The sequence below is a fragment of the Castellaniella hirudinis genome, assembly GCF_047468865.1.
Lineage (GTDB): Bacteria > Pseudomonadota > Gammaproteobacteria > Burkholderiales > Burkholderiaceae_B > Castellaniella > Castellaniella hirudinis_A.
The window spans coordinates 67,248-83,781 of sequence record NZ_JBLGTV010000005.1 but is presented as its reverse complement, the minus strand read 5'-3'; the positions used below and the strand labels follow the sequence as shown (position 1 = coordinate 83,781).

At 64.8% G+C, this 16,534-nt stretch carries 14 protein-coding genes; 2 read left to right on the top strand and 12 right to left on the bottom strand.

Annotated features, from left to right (window positions below; all coding sequences use genetic code 11):
- Nucleotides 1–100: 100 nt before the first annotated feature.
- On the top strand, nt 101–1,021 hold the full coding sequence (locus tag ACMHYJ_RS08420) for a LysR family transcriptional regulator (protein WP_414245771.1): 921 nt from the start codon (nt 101–103) through the stop codon (nt 1,019–1,021).
- On the opposite strand, the gene lipA is transcribed toward ACMHYJ_RS08420, so the two are convergent.
- Complete coding sequence (gene lipA / locus ACMHYJ_RS08415; RefSeq protein WP_414245770.1) at nt 1,018–2,004, bottom strand: lipoyl synthase; 987 nt, start codon at nt 2,002–2,004, stop codon at nt 1,018–1,020. The genes ACMHYJ_RS08420 and lipA overlap by 4 nt on opposite strands.
- A gap of 172 nt (nt 2,005–2,176) precedes the next feature.
- Here lipA and ACMHYJ_RS08410 point away from each other — a divergent pair, with 172 nt between their 5' ends.
- A complete protein-coding gene (locus ACMHYJ_RS08410) occupies nt 2,177–3,736 on the top strand; it encodes a glycosyltransferase family 39 protein (RefSeq protein ID WP_414245769.1) in 1,560 nt (519 codons plus the stop codon).
- A gap of 72 nt (nt 3,737–3,808) precedes the next feature.
- Here ACMHYJ_RS08410 and ACMHYJ_RS08405 read toward each other — a convergent pair whose 3' ends face one another.
- The 11 genes from ACMHYJ_RS08405 to ACMHYJ_RS08355 form a co-directional block, all read right to left on the bottom strand.
- On the bottom strand, nt 3,809–5,929 hold the full coding sequence (locus tag ACMHYJ_RS08405) for a putative bifunctional diguanylate cyclase/phosphodiesterase (RefSeq protein WP_414245768.1): 2,121 nt from the start codon (nt 5,927–5,929) through the stop codon (nt 3,809–3,811).
- Nucleotides 5,930–6,112: 183 nt separating this feature from the next.
- Nucleotides 6,113–6,760 (bottom strand): GTP cyclohydrolase II, encoded by a 648-nt coding sequence (ribA, locus tag ACMHYJ_RS08400; protein WP_414245767.1) that lies wholly within the window; start codon nt 6,758–6,760, stop codon nt 6,113–6,115.
- A gap of 125 nt (nt 6,761–6,885) precedes the next feature.
- A complete protein-coding gene (locus ACMHYJ_RS08395) occupies nt 6,886–7,590 on the bottom strand; it encodes an ABC transporter ATP-binding protein (RefSeq protein ID WP_414245766.1) in 705 nt (234 codons plus the stop codon).
- The gene (locus tag ACMHYJ_RS08390; protein WP_414245862.1) at nt 7,577–9,361 is read right to left on the bottom strand and encodes an ABC transporter permease subunit; all 1,785 of its coding nucleotides are present in this window, start codon (nt 9,359–9,361) and stop codon (nt 7,577–7,579) included. Before ACMHYJ_RS08390 ends, ACMHYJ_RS08395 begins: the two co-directional genes overlap by 14 nt.
- 92 nt (nt 9,362–9,453) lie before the next feature.
- Nucleotides 9,454–10,320, bottom strand: coding sequence for a branched-chain amino acid ABC transporter permease (locus ACMHYJ_RS08385; RefSeq protein WP_414245765.1), 867 nt, complete (start codon nt 10,318–10,320; stop codon nt 9,454–9,456).
- 81 nt (nt 10,321–10,401) lie between these two features.
- Nucleotides 10,402–11,763, bottom strand: coding sequence for a substrate-binding protein (locus tag ACMHYJ_RS08380; RefSeq protein ID WP_414245764.1), 1,362 nt, complete (start codon nt 11,761–11,763; stop codon nt 10,402–10,404).
- 459 nt (nt 11,764–12,222) lie between these two features.
- Complete coding sequence (locus ACMHYJ_RS08375; RefSeq protein WP_414245763.1) at nt 12,223–12,627, bottom strand: HIT family protein; 405 nt, start codon at nt 12,625–12,627, stop codon at nt 12,223–12,225.
- Entirely contained in the window at nt 12,627–14,057 is a 1,431-nt protein-coding gene (locus ACMHYJ_RS08370; protein WP_414245762.1) for a YdgA family protein, read from the bottom strand. Before ACMHYJ_RS08370 ends, ACMHYJ_RS08375 begins: the two co-directional genes overlap by 1 nt.
- A 106-nt stretch (nt 14,058–14,163) precedes the next feature.
- Nucleotides 14,164–15,054: an NAD(P)-dependent oxidoreductase gene (locus ACMHYJ_RS08365; RefSeq protein WP_414245761.1), complete on the bottom strand. Its 891-nt coding sequence runs from the start codon at nt 15,052–15,054 to the stop codon at nt 14,164–14,166.
- On the bottom strand, nt 15,051–16,031 hold the full coding sequence (gene ispH, locus ACMHYJ_RS08360; RefSeq protein ID WP_414245760.1) for a 4-hydroxy-3-methylbut-2-enyl diphosphate reductase: 981 nt from the start codon (nt 16,029–16,031) through the stop codon (nt 15,051–15,053). The genes ACMHYJ_RS08365 and ispH overlap by 4 nt, the downstream gene beginning before the upstream one ends.
- The gene (locus tag ACMHYJ_RS08355; RefSeq protein ID WP_414245861.1) at nt 16,031–16,504 is read right to left on the bottom strand and encodes an FKBP-type peptidyl-prolyl cis-trans isomerase; all 474 of its coding nucleotides are present in this window, start codon (nt 16,502–16,504) and stop codon (nt 16,031–16,033) included. The genes ispH and ACMHYJ_RS08355 overlap by 1 nt, the downstream gene beginning before the upstream one ends.
- Nucleotides 16,505–16,534: the final 30 nt, after the last annotated feature.

Below are 16,534 nucleotides of genomic sequence, written 5' to 3'. Positions count from 1 at the left end.
CCGGCCGTTTGAATCGCTGTTTTCGATGGGTTCCATTATGAAATCGTTTAATTAGATGAACAACCGGATAAAATAGGGCAATTCAATCTAATTTATGAATATGTCTGAAATCATCCCCTTGCATTACTGGCAGTCCCTGATGGCGGTGGTGGATCAGGGCGGCTACGCGCAGGCGGCTGAAGCCCTGGGCAAAAGCCAGTCCGCCGTCAGCTACGCCATTCAGCGCCTGGAAGATCAATTGGGCCTGCGTGTATTCCGCCAGGAAGGCCGCCGGGCCGTCCTCACCCCGGCCGGGCAGATCCTGCTGCAGCGCGCCCGCCAGCTGGTGGAACACGCCCAGGGCCTGGAAGCCGCCGCCCGGCACATGGCCCAAGGGCAGGAAGCCTTGCTGCGGCTGGCCGTGGACGGCTTGTTTCCCGACTGGCTGCTGCTGCAGGCGCTGGCCGCACTCAGCCCGGACTGCCCCAATACTCGGATCGAAGTGCTGGAAACCGTGTTGAGCGGTACGGACGATGCCCTGCTGCGCCGCGAGGCCGACCTGGCCATCACGCCCCGCATCCCCCAGGGGTTCAGCGGCGAGGCCCTGCTACAGATCCGCTTCGTGGCGGTGGCCGCCCCGACCCACGCCCTGCACGGCCTGGGGCGCACACTGGAGTGGGCCGACCTGCGCCAGCACCGGCAACTGGTGGTGCGGGATTCGGGATCGGGGCGGCAAAATGCCGGCTGGCTGGACGCCAAGCAGCGCTGGACCTTCAGCCATCCGGTCACGTCCATCCAGGCCGCCTGCGCGGGTCTGGGCTTTGCCTGGTATCCCGAACTGCGCATCCGGCAGGAACTGGCCGACGGCCGCCTGAAGCCCCTGCCCCTGGCCGAAGGCCGCCACCGCTATGCCATGCTGTACCGGGTGTTCGCCCGGCCGGATTTTCCCGGCCCGGCCTGCCAGCGCCTGGCGCAGGCCCTGACCCAGCGCGTGCAGGCCGCCGGCCTGAGCCCCGCGACCCTGCCCGCCGCCAGCGATTAAAGCCCGACGTTTTCTTTTTGCAGGACTTGTTCGGCCCGGTAGCTGGAACGCACCAGCGCCCCGGAAACGACTTCACGAAAGCCCTTGGACAACCCCAGGTCGCGGAACGCGCGGAACTGTTCGGGCGTGACGAAACGCTTGACCGGCAGGTGGTTGGCCGTGGGGCGCATGTACTGGCCGAAGGTCAGGATATCGACGTTGGCCGCGCGGATGTCGTCCATGGCCTGTTCGACTTCCTCGTCGGTCTCGCCCAGGCCCAGCATGATGCTGGTCTTGGTCAGCGTATGCGGGGCGTACTGCTTGGCGTAGGCCAGAACGTCCAGGGTCTGCCGGTAGCCGGCCCGCACGTCGCGCACCACGTGGGTCAGGCGCTCGACGGTTTCCAGGTTTTGCGCGAACGTGGTCAGCCCGGCGTCCAGGATGGTGCGCAGGCTGGCCTGGCTGCCCTGGAAATCCGGCGTCAGCGCCTCGACGGCGGTTTCCGGCGAACGCTGGTGGATGGCCCGGATGCAGGCGGCGTAGTGGCCCGCGCCCCCATCGAGCAGGTCGTCGCGGTCGACGGAGGTCAGCACCACGTATTTCAGCTGCATCAACGCCACGGCATCGGCCACGCTGGCGGGCTCGTTGTGATCCAGCCAGCCGTGCGGGTTGCCCGTGCTGACGGCACAGAACTTACAGGCCCGGGTGCACACCGACCCCATCAGCATCAGGGTGGCCGTGCCCCGGCCCCAGCATTCGGCGATATTGGGGCATTTGGATTCGGCGCAGACGGTGTTGAGCTTGTGTGTCTCGACGATGTTGCGCACTTCCTGGTAGCGCGCGCCGGCGGGCACGCGCACCCGCAGCCAGGCGGGCTTGGGGGCCGAATCGGGAATCTCGGTGAGTGCGCTGGGCCGCATGCCGTCCTTGACCGCACGGGTGCCCTGCGGGCTGACGAATTTAGAGCCGGAACGGGCGCGGATGATACGGACTTCTGTTGTCATGGAAAAACCTGTGCTAAAAGAAAAACCGGCGCGCGTCGGCCCCGGCGCGTGCCTGCGGCGATAGTACCATGCGGCCAGGCCCCGGCCCCGGATTTCCACACGCGATATATTCCTTATTCGTCCCGTTATACTGGCGCCCATGTTACAGGCATCCCCCCCGAAAATCCCGCTCTTGGCCCGCCCGCCCCGGGCCGGCCTGCTGGCGCTGTGCCTGCTGGCCATGGTCGCCCTGTGGACGGCACTGACCGGGTTCAGCCACACCGCGCCCGATCTGGACGGCATGGAAGAACTGGTCTGGGCCACCAGCCTAGAACTGGGCTACACCAAACATCCACCGCTGCCGTCCTGGTTCATGCACTTCGCCACGCAGGTTTTCGGCCGTCCGGTCTGGCTGCCTTTCCTGATGGGCCAGCTGTTTTCCGCGCTGGGCCTGTGGTTTGTCTGGAAGCTGGGCCGCGAGATCACCACGCCCCGGCGCGCCCTGATGGCGACCCTGCTGGTCTCCGTGACCGCGTATTTTTCCATGCGCGGCACCATCTACAATCACAACACGGCCCAACTGTGGTCGATTGCGGCCGCCATCTGGCTGTTCTACCGCGCCCTGCGCGACCAGCACCGGCGCGACTGGATCTGGCTGGGGATCGTGAGCGGCCTGGCCATGCTGACCAAATACAGCGCCGTGATCCTGTTTGCCGCGTTTTTCCTTTATCTGCTGCGCAGCGGCGCCTGGCGCGCGCGCCGCACTTGGCAGGGTCTGGCCTGGGCCGGTCTGGCCTTCGTTCTTGTCGTCAGCCCGCACCTCTGGTGGCTGGCGCAGCATCAGTTCCAGCCCCTGCGCTACGCCGACGCCTCGCTGCAGACCAGCGGCCGCCTGGCCGCGCTGGGCACCCTGCTGGCTTTCACATTGGATCAGCTCGGCCGCCTGTCGCCCATGCTGGCCGTGCTGGGGGTCTGGGCCCTGTGGCGCCGCCGCCAGGGCGACCGGGCGCCCGGCTACGCGGCCAATGACGCCTGGTTTGCGGCGCAGTCCGCCCGCTCCGCCAGTTTCTGGGCCGATCTCTCGCCTGAAACCCGCCAGTTCCTGTTGTGGGTGGGCCTTGCCCCCCTGATCTCGACCCTGCTGGTTTCCGCGCTGCTGGGCTCGCGCCTGGAAGCTTCCTGGGGCAGCACCTTTTTTGTGCTGTTCGGGTTTTACGCCCTGCGCGGCCTGCGCGGCGACGAGGGCGTCCAACTGCGCCGCATCCTGATCCTGGCGGCCGCCATGCACCTGGCGCTGGCGCTGGGCTACGCCGCGGGCCGTGGCCCGCTGGCCCACTGGGCGGGGCACGCCTCGCGATCCACCTACCCGGGGCCCGCGCTGTCCGAACTCGCCCTGCAGCACTGGCGGCAGCACCAACCCGGGCGTCCTTTGCGGGTGGTGGCGGCCAATACCTGGCTGGGGGGCAATATCGCGGTTCACGCGGGGCCGGCCACCCAGGTCTATATTGATGCCGACGACGCGCAATCGCCCTGGTTCGCGCCCGGCAGCGCCCTCGACTGCGGGGCGCTGGTGGCTTTCAGCCGTCAAGGCCGGGCCGCCCCCGCCGCCGCCGTGCAGGCCCTGTACGACGCGGCCCCCTGGAAAGGCGTGGATACCGTGCAATGGTCCGGCCCCAAGGGCGTCGCCATCGACTTCCATTGGGCGGTGCTGCCCGCCACCCCGCACTGCCTGAAGCCCGCTCAAGGTCAATAGCACGAACCGACGACGGGCCGCCACGCGGCGGCATCAAACAACGGAGAGGGCGGCAGCGCCGCCCGGGGCGCGCTAAGGACGCAAATCGGCCTGGCTGTCCAGCAGGGTCTCGAAGCCATCCGCGGACAGCGGCCGGGCAAACAGGTAGCCCTGGCCGTAATCGCAGCCTGCGCGGGCCAGCAAGTCGTACTGGTCGGCGGTCTCGATACCTTCGGCCACCACCCGGAGGCCCAGCTTGTGGGCCAGCAGAATGATGGCTTCGCACAGGGCGTGATCGGCGCTGCCCGGATGCAGGTTAGCCACGAAAGACTGGTCGATTTTCAGGAAGTCGATATTGAACTTGCGCAGGTAGGACAGCGAGGAATATCCGGTGCCGAAATCGTCCAGAGCCACCCGCACCCCGGCCTGGCGAAAGGATTCCAGCTGCTGGCGGATGCGATCGTCGTCCGAGTCCATCAGCAGCCCCTCGGTGATCTCAACGATGACATGCTGCGGCAGCAGGCCAAGATTGGCCAGATGATCCGCCCACGCGGGCAGATCCAGGCCTTCGTGACGCAGCTGGGCGGGCGAGATGTTGACGCTGATCTGGATGTCCCGGCCAAAGACGCGGCGCCAGTTGGCCACCTGGCGGGTGGCCTCGCGGAACACCCAATCGCCCAGAGCGCGGATGATGCCGGTTTCTTCGGCCAAGGGGATGAATTCGGCGGGCGAGACCAGTCCGCGCACGGGATGGTGCCAGCGCAGCAGGGTTTCGGCCTTGACCACGCTGCCATTGGACAAATCGACAATGGGTTGGTAATCCAGGGAAAACTGTTGCTGATCCAAGGCCAGGTGCAGGTCGTTGACCAGCCGCATGCGGGTCTGGGCACGCTCCTGCATGGACAGCGTGAAGTAATGGGCGCGGTTGCGGCCGTCGGCCTTGGCCGAATACATGGCCTGATCCGCATTGTTCAGCAGCGTTTCAGCGTCGTTGGCGTCGTCCGGGTAGAACGTGACCCCGATGCTGGTCGAGATGAACACGGTCTCGACGCCCAGCTCGAAAGGCTGGGACAACGTTTTCAGGATGGCGTCCGTCAGACGCTGGATGTCGCGGTTTTCGTGGATATCGTCCAGCAGCACGGTGAATTCGTCGCCCCCCAGGCGGGCCACGGTGTCGCTCTGGCGCACACAGCCGCTGATGCGACGCGCCGCTTCTTTCAGGAGGTCGTCCCCCATGGCATGGCCCAGGGTGTCGTTGATTTCCTTGAAGCGGTCGAGATCCAGGAACAGCAGGCCCACGCGCCCCCCGACGCGGCGCGCCTTGCGGATGCTTTGTTCCAGACGGTCATGGAACATCTGGCGATTGGGCAGATCGGTCAGGCGATCGAAGTTGGCCTGTTTCCAGATGATGGCCTCGGCCTGCTTGATTTCGGCGATATTGGAAAAAATCATGACCCGCCGATGGGGCTCGCCGTCTTCGCCGAACGAGGTATTGATACTGAGCCATTCGGGGTAGAGTTCGCCGTTGGCGTGCTGGCCCCAGTGCTCACCCTGCCAGCTGCCGGTTTCCATGACACTGCGCCACATGGTTCGGTAGAACTCGCGGTCGTGGCAGGGGGAATTCAGGCAGCGCACATGCCGCCCCACCACATCGGACTGCGCCCGCCCCCGCAGGCTGACGAACGCCGGATTGACATCCAGGATGAAGCCCTTGGGATCCAGGACCAGCATGCCCTCGCTGGTGTTGCGATACACCAGGGCGGCGATTTCCGCCTGGCGATCGGCATCGCTGAACCCGGTGCGGCGCAGGCGCATGACATACAAATAGCTGCGCCCCGACAACGAGGGGATATGGGTCACCGCCCCGGCCAGCGACAAGACCTGGGACTGGCGGCTGCGGCCCTGGCCGCGCCACAGCAGCGTGTGGCGGTCGTTTTCCTGACCCAGACGATGATTGACGTCGGTCACATCCGGCAGCAGGGTCTGGACAGACAGGCCGACGGCGCTGCCGTTGCGATAGCCGAACAGGCGCTCGGCGCTGCGATTGAGATAAACAATCGAGCCATTGACATCGGTGGCCAGAAAGGCATCCTGGGCGAAATCGCCCAGGCGCAGTAAAGCCAGAATGTGAGACCTGTCGGAAGACCCCATTGGCAGCAGGGCCAAATCGAGCGGAACGGAGTCCTGGGTTTCCAAGGGGGGAGGTGTCGTCAAGGGGACCATCAAGCTAGACTGAGCGGGTGCGAAAAGGGGCGTGAATCGAAGCCAAAGCAACCAGCAACGCTCTCCTTTGTAGCATGCGCAGATAGCGGGAGACATCCGTAATATCCATGACTTGACATCACTTGAGTCAAATAAAGGAACCCCTCGCCTTCAGAGATCACGCTGATCCGGGCATCAAGGAGCCTCGCCGAAGTATTCCTTGAACTGGTGCCCCAGTTTGCGCGCCTTGGTGCGCAGGTATTGCTCGTTATAGGGATTGCGATTGACCTGCAGGGGGATGTGCTCGGCGATGGTGATGCCCAGGTCGGCCAGGACTTTTTCCTTGCGGGGGTTGTTGGTCATCAGACGCACGCTGTGAATGCCGAAATGCGCCAGCATGGGGCGGCACAGATCGTAGCGCCGCAGGTCGGCGGGAAACCCCAGGCGCTCGTTGGCCTCTACGGTGTCGGCGCCCTGATCCTGCAGCTGGTACGCCCGGATTTTATTCAGCAGCCCGATGCCCCGGCCCTCCTGGCGCAGGTACATCAGGATACCCCGGCCTTCTTCGGCGATGCGCTGCAGGGCCGCCTGCAACTGGGCGCCGCAGTCGCAGCGCTGGCTGAACAGGGCGTCGCCGGTCAGGCATTCGGAATGGATGCGGGCCAGCACGGGCGCGTCGCCCCCCACGTCCCCCAGGGTCAGGGCAACGTGCTCTTTGCCCGTGGCGGGCTCGGCGAACGCATGGATATGAAATACCGCCCAGGGCATGGGCAACTGGCTGGAGGCAATATAGTGCAGCAGGTCGCTGTCCGCAGCCGGGGCGGCAGCAGGTGTGGTGAACATGGGAATGACAGGCAGAGAGGAGACTAGACGGACTATAGAGTAACACCCGCGCAGACACAATAAAAAAAGGGGGCGCCACACCGTTGTGGCTCCCCCAAATCGCCCATGGCAGGACTGGCTGAAAACTAGGCTTTCACCCCGAGATAACGCTCGATGATTTCGCCGTTTTCATTCAGGTCCTTGGGCGTGCCCTCGTACACCACATGACCGTTGTTGACGATGTAGGCGCGGTCGGCCAGCGACAGGGCCGCGCGCACGTTTTGTTCGACGATGACGATGGTCTGGCCCGCGTCGGCCAGCTTGCGGCAAACCCCCATGAGATCCCGCACGATCAGGGGCGCCAGACCCTCGAAAGGCTCGTCCAGGAGGATGATGTCCGCATTGCGGATCATGGCCCGGGCGATGGCCACCATCTGCTGCTCGCCCCCGGACAGCTGTTTGCCCCGGTTGCGCTTGCGCTCGGCCAGGCGCGGGAAGGTCTCGTAGATTTCTTCCAGGGTGCGCGGATTCTCGGCCGTCATCGCGGCCAGTTGCAGGTTTTCCTGCACCGTGATGGAGCCGAACACGCGGCGTTCCTCGGGCACCAGTTGAATGCCCAACGCGGCCCGCCCATGGGGCGGCAGGTGCTGGATTTCGACCCCCCGGTGGCGGATGGCGCCGGATTTCACCTGAACCATCCCCATCAGGGACTTCAGCGTGGTGCTCTTGCCGGCCCCGTTGCGCCCCAGCAGGGCCACGACTTCGTGTTCCTCGATGTTCATCGAGACATCGAACAGGATGTGGGAGTCCCCGTAATAACTGTTGATCTTATCGACTTCAAGCAGACTCATCGTCCATCCCTCCCAGGTAGGCAGACTGTACGCTGGGATCGTGGCGGATGTCTTCCGCCGTCCCTTCGGCCAGCTTGCGGCCTTCGCACAAAACCGTGATCCGTTCGGCCAGCTCGAACATGGCATCCATATCGTGCTCGACAATGACCATGCTGCGGCCCTCGCGGATCGACTTCAGCAAGGACACCACCAGCACGCGCTCCTCGGGGCCCAGTCCGGCCAGCGGCTCGTCAAAGAGCAGCACGTTGGCGCCCGTGGCCAGCGCCAGGCCGATTTCCAGGCGGCGCTTCTCGCCGTAGGACATGTCGGACACCAAGGTATCGGCATGGTGGCTGAGGTCGACCATGGCGATGGCCGCGTTGACCTGCTCATCGAGCTTGTCGGAGTGCAGGCGATTGAGCATGTCGCCGCGATACTTGCCGCGCAGCCGGGCCAGCACCGGGATCATGACGTTCTGGCGGACGGTCAGGTGCTCGAAAAGCTGGTTGATCTGGTAACTCTTGCTCATCCCCAGCTGGCAGACGGCGGTGACACCGATGCCGGTGATTTCCTGCCCCCGGAAGAAGACCTTGCCGGACGTCGTGGGCAGTTCGCCGGCCAGCATGGCGAAGAAGGTGGACTTGCCCGCCCCGTTGGGCCCGATCACGCCGTGCAGCTCGCCCTCGCGCAGGGTGAAGTCGATGTCGCTATTGGCTTTCAGGCCGCCGTAGTGCTTGCTGATGCCGCGCGCTTCCAGCACCGGAGCGCCCGCGCGGCTGGAAGACAGCGGCGGAACGATATCCAGGCTGCGCCCGACCTTGGTGCTGGCCTCGGCATCGACGCCGGCGGGCAGCTTGCGGCTGCGCTGCCACAGCTGGATGATGAAGCCGGCCACCCCGTGGCGGAACACCGTCACCAATACCACGAACACGATGCCCAGGATCAGCTTCCAGTAGGGCCCCAGGCCGCCGACCTGCTGCAGGCCTTCGTACAGATACAGCCAGATGGTGGCGCCCAGCAACGGGCCCAGCAGCGTGCCGGCGCCGCCCATCACCGTCTGGATGACGATTTCAGCCGACGTGCCCAGCGCGAAGGCGTCCGGCGGCATGTACGACTGGAACAGGCCCAGCAGGCCGCCGGCCAGGCCGCCATAGGCGGCGGCCACCACGAACACCATCAGTTTGTAGGACTGGATGGAGTGGCCCAGGGCCATGGCGCGCTTCGGATTGCCGCGAATGGCCTTCAGCACCGCGCCGAACGGCGAACGCACGATGCGGCGCGCAATGAAATAGCCGACGAAGAAGATCAGGGCGACAAACCAGTACATGGGCCAGCCGCTGCTGATCTCGAAGTGGATGAACCCGAGGTCGATCGACGGCACCGGCACGCCGGCAATGCCGTTCTCGCCGCCGGTGTATTCTTTGAACACGGAGTTCTCCATGAAGAAGAACATCTCGCCAAAGGCCAGCGTGCTCATGGCGAAATAGATGCCGGTGCGCCGCAGGGTCAGGTAGCCGATCAGCAAGCCCGTGGCCGCCGCGACGACCGTGCCGATCAGCAGCGCCAGCAGCATGTTGGGCACGATGCCGTCGGTCATCAGGTAAGCCGTGACGAACCCGCCCGTGCCATAGAACGCCGCCTGGCCGAAGGACAGCAGGCCGGTATAGCCGAACAGCAGGTCGAAGCCCAGGCCAAAGATGCCGAAAATGAGGATTCGGGTGAGCAGGTCGGGACTCATCCCGATCGCGGGCAGGACGAACGGCGCCACGATCAGACAGATACCCACCCACATTTCAGGCAGCCGGCCATGCATGATGCCGCCCCCGGTTTGATTGGCAGGCCGCGCGGTAACCGCTTTGCCGGCCGTCGTTGTTTGTGACGAGCTCATTCTCGACCCTCCTGACCCATCAGCCCTTGGGGACGGAACACCAGCACCAGGGCCATTGCTACGAAAAGCATCACATCGGAATACTGCGGATTGACCATGGCCGTGAGACTGAGGATTTCGCCGGCGATGATGCCGCCCACGATGGCCCCCGGAAAGGACCCGACCCCGCCGATCACCACCACCACGAAGGATTCGACCAGATAGCGGAACCCCATGTCGGGCGTCAGCGCCACGATGGGCGAATTGACCACGCCCGCAAACCCGGCCGCCATGGCGCCCAGGCCGAACACCAGCAGGAAAGCGCGCTTGATGTTGATCCCCAGGGCATCGACCATCTGCGAATCCTCGATCCCCGCGCGCACCACCAGGCCGAGGCTGGTGCGATACAGCACCCAGTACAGAACCAGCAGCGTGCCCGCCGAAATGGCCAGGGTCTCCAGCCGGTACATCGGGTAGATCAGCGAACCGATCTTGGCGATGCCGATGCCCCACTCGGGCGGCGTCACCGACATGCTGACGCCCCCGTAGATGCCCCGGATGATTTCAACCAGAATGATGCTCAGGCCGAACGTCACCAGAATCTGATCCTCGGGCGGCCGATTGTAGAATTTGCGCATCAGGCCGCGCTCGATGACCAGGCCGCAGACCAGCGCCACCGCCGAGCCGCCCGCGATGGCCAGCACGAAAGAATCCGTCAGGCCATAGACGGTATAGCCGGCGTACCCCCCCACGACGAACAGCGCGCCGTGGGCAAAATTGATGACACCGAGCGTGCCGTAGATGATGGTCAAGCCGGTACTGATGAGCGCCAGCAACAGGCCGGTCGTCAGCCCATTGAATAACTGTGATAGAAATAATGACATGCTCGGGTGCCTCCTTGAAAGTCCCGGACGATGGACAGTCCGGCGCCGGTCAGAACACCGGCACCGGACTTGTCCCCCTGCTTAGATGTAGCCACCCATCTTGCAACCCAGGACGCCCAGTTCGGGAACGACGTCCTTGCCCTGGACGATGTGGACGATGTCGTAGTAGTCGTTGGGGTTCTTCATGTCGGCTTTCTTCTTGCCGCGCATGATCGGGAAGTTGACGACACCCTGGTGATCCTCGGCGCGGATCGACACGGGACCGACGGCGGTTTCCAGCACCGCGCCGTCTTCCAGGGCCTTGACCAAATCAGGCGGATACAGACCGCCGGCGCGTTCGGCCGCAGCGGCCCACAACATGATGGCCAGGTAGCCGTAGAACGCCGAATCACGCGGCTTGCCGCCGAATTTCTTTTCATAGGCGGCGACGAATTCCTTGGCCACCGGGTAGGTGTCTTCCATGGTCCACCAGAAGCCCTGGGCCAGCAGCACGCCATCCATCAGGTCGGCGCCGACTTCTTCCTCGATATAGGCCGAGCTGTACGGAATGACCACTTTCATCTTGTCGAGCAGGCCAAATTGCTTGGCCTGCTTGAGCGCGTTGGCGGCATCCGCCCCATACGCCACCAGCACCAGCACATCGGCATCGGTGTTGGCGATGTTGATGAGATACGAGCTGTAGTCCTTGGCGCCCAACGGGTGAACCTGGTTGGTGACCGTGGTCCAGCCTTCTTTTTCGGTGAATTCCTTCATGGACTGGGTGGTGGTGTGGCCATAGGTGTAGTCCGGCGTCAGGTAGGCGGCCTTGCGGTCCTTGCCGAATTCCTTGGCGGCCACGGGCGCAATGGCCTTGGTGGCCATGTAGGCGAAATAGCAGGGGCGGAAGCCGTAGCGCTGGCAATCGACCCCGGTGGTTTCGTTGGACCCGGAAATCGCCGTGAAATACGGGGTGTGCTCACGGTTGCAGACTTTTTCCAGGGCGATGGCCACCGAGCTGCTGGTGCTGCCCGACACCATCATGGCTTTGTTGTCGTGGATGAAACGCGTGGCGGCCTGCACCCCGGTATTGGGCTTGGTTTCGGCATCGGCCGCGCCCAGCTTGATGGATTTGCCCAGCACGCCTTTTTTCAGGTCGGCGGAAATCTGCTTCAGCACGGGGTCGCCGCTGTTGATGTGCTCGGCGGCGAGCTCATAGCCGCGCTGCTGGGCGGCGCCCTGGGCCGAGTACGGGCCGGTCAGATCGACGGTCAGGCCGACAAAGATTTCATTGGCTTCGGCGCCGGCGGGCCAGGCCCCCAGCGGCTTTTTGTCTTGCGCCATGGCCAGCTTCGCGGCCCCCGGCAGCAGCATGCCGCCGGCAATGCCGGCGGCGCCGGCTTTCAGCACGGAACGGCGCTTGACCGGCGTCTGCATGGCTTGGCCCAACGTGTCTTGATCTTTCATTGTCTTGTCTCCTGATTTGGTTGACCCCGGGTGCCCACGGCTCCCGGGCTGGAGGTACTGCGTTTCGGCAACTCGCCTGGTTTTGTTTTTATGTATCCAACAGCTTTGTTTTTATGGTCGAACAGAAAAATAGACGACTAGATTTCCGCGTAATGCTATTAAGAGTTTTGAAACTTACGCAAAACTTACGCAGGTGAAAAAGACGGGCGACCCGCCGTGAATCCGATGCCTACCCGTCTTGGCGGGCCAGGCAAAAGAAGGATTCAAGCTTTTGATATATCAGTATTTTTATCCCTTATTTATTATGCTGCAATGCAAAAAATAAGGGTTTATGCTTAAGGGAAATCATCAGGGACGGATTAACCCCTAATATTGCGCCGCACAACGAAAAAGAGGCCGGATAGGCCTCTATGATTCAAGCAAGAAATAAAATTTTCTCCCCCCGCCGCACCCGGGGAATCATGGCAGGATGATGCGGGCCGCGTATGCCTGCAAAACGGCGAGATCGGGGTCTTTGCGCGGCCAGACCAGGCCCACGCCATCGTTTTCGTAGCGCGGCAGCACGTGGATATGGGCATGCGCCACGGTCTGCCAGCCTGCTGGCCGGTTGGCCTGCAACAGGGTCAGGCCGTCGGGCTGAAAGGCGGACTGCACCGCCTGACCCACCCGCCAGGCCAGACGCATCATCGTGGCGGCCAGGTCTTCGGGCATATCCAGCAAGGTCGGATACGGATGGCAGGGAGCCACCAGCACATGCCCGGGGTTCAGTTGGCCGGCATCCATGAAGGCGAACACTTCGGGGCCCCGGTACACCAGGGCGGCGGGGATTTCACCCGCCAAAATCCGGGTAAAGACGGTTTCCATCAATCCTCCAGACCCAGGACAGCCGCCAGTTGCTGGCTGAGATCCTCGGGGGTGACGGCGGCCTGGCCATTGACCGATACCAGGCCATCGGCATAGGTGGCCTCTGTGCGCATCTGGCCGTCTTGCGCCTGCGCCAGGCCGGCCCGCTGCAGGCGATCGGCATACTGGTCGAACAGCATGCTGAACAAAGCCGCCCCGAAAGCCCCTTCGTTGGAGGACTGCAGCTGCGCCAGCAGCGACACCAGCATGGGCTTGGATACCCCCGCGCCGAACTTGACCTGCTGGATGCCGCGCTCGATCAAGGCCCCCGGATCATCGGGAACCGGGTCGGCCACGGGCCGCAGCTGCACCCGCAGGCGCAGATCGGTCTTGCCTTTGGGCGTGGCCCAGCTCAGTGAATCCAGCGACAGCACCGGCGAGGTGGCCAGCACGGACAGCACCCGGGTTTTCAGCGCCTGCTGCTCCGCGCTGCCGAGCTGGTCGTAATCGAAGTCGTCCGGCAACTGGCCCAGCGCCAGCCCCAGGGCCTGCACGGCATCCACATCCAGTTGCTGGCTGGAGGCCTTCAGCTGGATGACGCCCATGTCCTGCCGGTCGATCAGCAGTTTCCCGAAATCGTACTGCACCTGGGCATCCATCAGGCTGCCGGTGCGGGCCACATCGACCCGGGCCGAGGGCTGGTCGAGCCGCACGCCGGGCATGTCGGTGCCGTCGAGCTGCACACTGGCCAGCTGGATTTCCTGGGTGGATTGGAAACCGTCCTCGCCACTGCGGGTGGAACGCCCCTGGAACTGGATATCCCGCAGCTGAACCTTGGACGCGTCGTCCGTTTCCAGCGACAGGGCTTGCGCCTGCCCGGAGACCTGGGTCAGGCGCGCCCCGGGTTCGTGGTGGATGGCGAGCGTGCCGCCGCTGAAATCCAGCAGGCCATCGTCCTGGATGCGCACCGGCAAGACCGTGACCAGGGAATCGACCCGGCCATCGAAGCCCACTTGCGTCACGGCATGCCAGGGCGCCTGGGCGTCCGGCATGCGGTCGAACCAGGGCTTCCAGGGGCCGTCGGCCACGGGCTGCAGGCGGCTGTACGCCGCCAGGGGCCGCCAGATGCCGGCTTGCACCGCCGCCGCCGGCCACGGCCCATGCTGCAACGCGTCCTGCACGACCAGGCGCTGGGCCGCCCCGTCGGCATCCCGGTATTCAAAGACGTAGCGCACCTGGGACGTAAAAATACCCCGCTGGTAGTCATCCAGCGCGAGTTTCGGCCCGGGCGCCGCCGGATCGTCCCAGCGCGATTGAATTTCCTGGTTGGCCCGATCCACCCAGGACTGGATGGATTGCTGGGCCAGCCGCCCGGCGTACCAGGAGGCCGCGCCATAGGCCAGCACGACGACGGCCGCTCCCAGTGTCGCGAATTTAAGGCGTGAACTCATGCATGGTCTCCGAAGTGGATGGAATCGGGCGCCAATGGCGACCCCTGCCGGTGCAACCCGTGACCGGCGCCGGGTATTCCGGCAGCCCCATCAGAGATTGGCGGCATCAGCGGCCGGTGGTTTTCCCTGTCTCAGAATCAGAATCATACAGACGGATCAGGCGGGACGCATCCTGCCCGCCCAGGCCCCGGCGGCTGGCCAGCCGCAACCCCTGCCCCACGGCGGCGGCCACCGGCATGGCGGTGCCCTGCTGGCGTGCCAGCGCCGCCACGGTGTCGGTGTCTTTCAGCAGCGTGTCCAGGCTGGCCTGCACCGGCACGTCGGTCTGCAGCATGCGCGGCACGAACAGCGGCAGCAGGGTCGAATCCGCCCATCCGCCCGCCAGGGCCTGCGGCAGCTTGGCGGCGTCGACCCCGGCATCCCGGGCCAGGCAGACCGCCTCGGCGATGGCGGCAAGGGTGGTGGTGACGATGGTCTGGTTGCAGAGTTTGGCGACCTGCCCGGATCCCACGGGCCCCATGTGCGTCACCCGCTGGGCATAGGCCAGCAGCACCGGCGTGATGGCCTCGCAGGCATCGGCGGGCCCGCCCGCCATGATCGCCAAGGTGCCCGCCGCGGCCCCGCCCACCCCGCCGGACACCGGGGCGTCGAGCCAGGCCGCGCCGTTGGCCTGTTGCAGGCGGGCGGCGAACTGGCGGGTTTCGGCCGGCGGAATCGAAGAATGATCCACCAGAAGCGCCAGGCCCGGGGCGGTGGCCAGGCCATCCGGGCCAAACACCACGGCTTCGACCGCGGCGGCATCGAACAGGCACAGCGCCGCCACCGAGCATGCCTGGCCGAGCTCACGGGGGCTGGCGCAAACGCGGGCGCCTTCGGCCGCGAGCTGCTGCGCCGGCCCGGGAGAGCGGTTCCAGACGCTGACCTGGTGGCCGGCTTGCAAAAGACGGCGCACCATGGGGACGCCCATGCGCCCCAGGCCGCAAAACCCGATGTTCATGCCTGATCCTGTTTTTTGCGGGAGAGTTCGCGCGGCAGCGGAAAGGAAACCTGTTCGCGCACCCCATCCAGGGGACGCACCGAACGCACGCCCAGTTCGCGCAGGCGATCCAGCACCTGCCGCACCAGGGCTTCGGGGGCGGAAGCGCCTGCCGTCACCCCGATGCGCTTGGCCTTGGCCAGCCATTCGGGCTGGATCATGTCGGGATGATCCAGCAGATACGCGGTGACGCCCTTGCGCTCGGCCACCTCGCGCAACCGATTGGAATTGGAGCTGTTGGGGCTGCCCACCACCAGCACCAGGTCGCACTGCGGCGCCATGATGCGCACGGCGTCCTGGCGGTTCTGGGTGGCATAACAGATGTCGCTTTTCTTGGGCTCGGCAATACCGGGGAACCGGACGCGCAAGGCCTCCGCCACCTGGGCGGCATCGTCGATGGACAGCGTGGTCTGGGTGACAAAGGCCAGATGGGCCGGATCGCGCACCCGCAGGGCCTGGACGTCCTGGACGGTTTCGACCAGATACATGCCGTCGTCGGCCTGCCCCAGCGTGCCTTCGACTTCGGGGTGGCCCCGGTGGCCGATCATGATGACCTCGCGGCCTTCCTTGCGCATGCGGGCGACCTCGACGTGAACCTTGGTGACCAGAGGACAGGTGGCATCGAAGATGCGCTGCGCGCGCTGCTGGGCCTCGGCCCGCACCGCCCGCGACACGCCGTGGGCGGAGAAAATCACGATGGCCCCGGCGGGCGCGTCTTCGAGCTCGTCGATGAAAATGGCCCCTTTGGCGCGCAGGTCTTCGACCACATAACGGTTGTGGACGATCTCGTGGCGCACGTAAATCGGGGCGCCGTGGATTTCCAGGGCGCGCTCGACGATGTCGATGGCGCGATCCACGCCGGCGCAGAACCCGCGCGGCTGCGCCAGCACGATCTCGGTGCCGTCCTGCGCCACGGGCGGCGTCTTGTCGTCGGCCATTACAACACCCCCAGGATGCGGACTTCGAGCTGCAGGTCGATGCCGGCCAGCGGGTGATTGAAATCGAACAGGGCGGCGTCGTCCTGGATGGCCTTGAGGACGCCCGCATAGCGCCCGCCATTGGGCGCCACGAATTCAATCATCTCGCCGGGATTGAATTCGGTGTCGGGCGGCGCGTTATTGACCATTTCCTCGCGGGAAATCCAACGCAGAAGGTCGGGATTGCGGTTGCCATAGGCCTGGGCGGCCGGGACATCCGTCGTGAAATGCGCGCCCTCGGGCTGGTCGAGCAGCAGGGCCTCCAGCCCGGGCGCCCACTGGCCCATGCCCAGCTGCAAGGTGGCGGGACGATCCAGGAAAGTATCCACAAAAGCCGTCCCCGCCGCAGGCCCGGTGAGCGGTTCGATGCGGTAATGCAGCGTGACATAAGAGTCCGCGCGGACGTGTGCAACGTCGTTGGAAGAGGTCAAAATGGATCACCCATCAAAGAATCAGACAAACCT

What these genes read in the sequence shown, in the direction of transcription:
- ribA (WP_414245767.1), bottom strand. Translation starts at nt 6,760, where the DNA reads ATGTTCACCACACCTGCTGCCGCCCCGGCTGCGGACAGCGACCTGCTG.
- lipA (WP_414245770.1), bottom strand. Translation starts at nt 2,004, where the DNA reads ATGACAACAGAAGTCCGTATCATCCGCGCCCGTTCCGGCTCTAAATTC.
- ACMHYJ_RS08370 (WP_414245762.1), bottom strand. Translation starts at nt 14,057, where the DNA reads ATGAGTTCACGCCTTAAATTCGCGACACTGGGAGCGGCCGTCGTCGTG.
- ACMHYJ_RS08390 (WP_414245862.1), bottom strand. Translation starts at nt 9,361, where the DNA reads ATGTGGGTGGGTATCTGTCTGATCGTGGCGCCGTTCGTCCTGCCCGCG.
- ACMHYJ_RS08420 (WP_414245771.1), top strand. Translation starts at nt 101, where the DNA reads ATGTCTGAAATCATCCCCTTGCATTACTGGCAGTCCCTGATGGCGGTG.
- ACMHYJ_RS08365 (WP_414245761.1), bottom strand. Translation starts at nt 15,054, where the DNA reads ATGAACATCGGGTTTTGCGGCCTGGGGCGCATGGGCGTCCCCATGGTG.
- ispH (WP_414245760.1), bottom strand. Translation starts at nt 16,031, where the DNA reads ATGGCCGACGACAAGACGCCGCCCGTGGCGCAGGACGGCACCGAGATC.
- ACMHYJ_RS08385 (WP_414245765.1), bottom strand. Translation starts at nt 10,320, where the DNA reads ATGTCATTATTTCTATCACAGTTATTCAATGGGCTGACGACCGGCCTG.
- ACMHYJ_RS08375 (WP_414245763.1), bottom strand. Translation starts at nt 12,627, where the DNA reads ATGGAAACCGTCTTTACCCGGATTTTGGCGGGTGAAATCCCCGCCGCC.
- ACMHYJ_RS08380 (WP_414245764.1), bottom strand. Translation starts at nt 11,763, where the DNA reads ATGAAAGATCAAGACACGTTGGGCCAAGCCATGCAGACGCCGGTCAAG.
- ACMHYJ_RS08395 (WP_414245766.1), bottom strand. Translation starts at nt 7,590, where the DNA reads ATGAGTCTGCTTGAAGTCGATAAGATCAACAGTTATTACGGGGACTCC.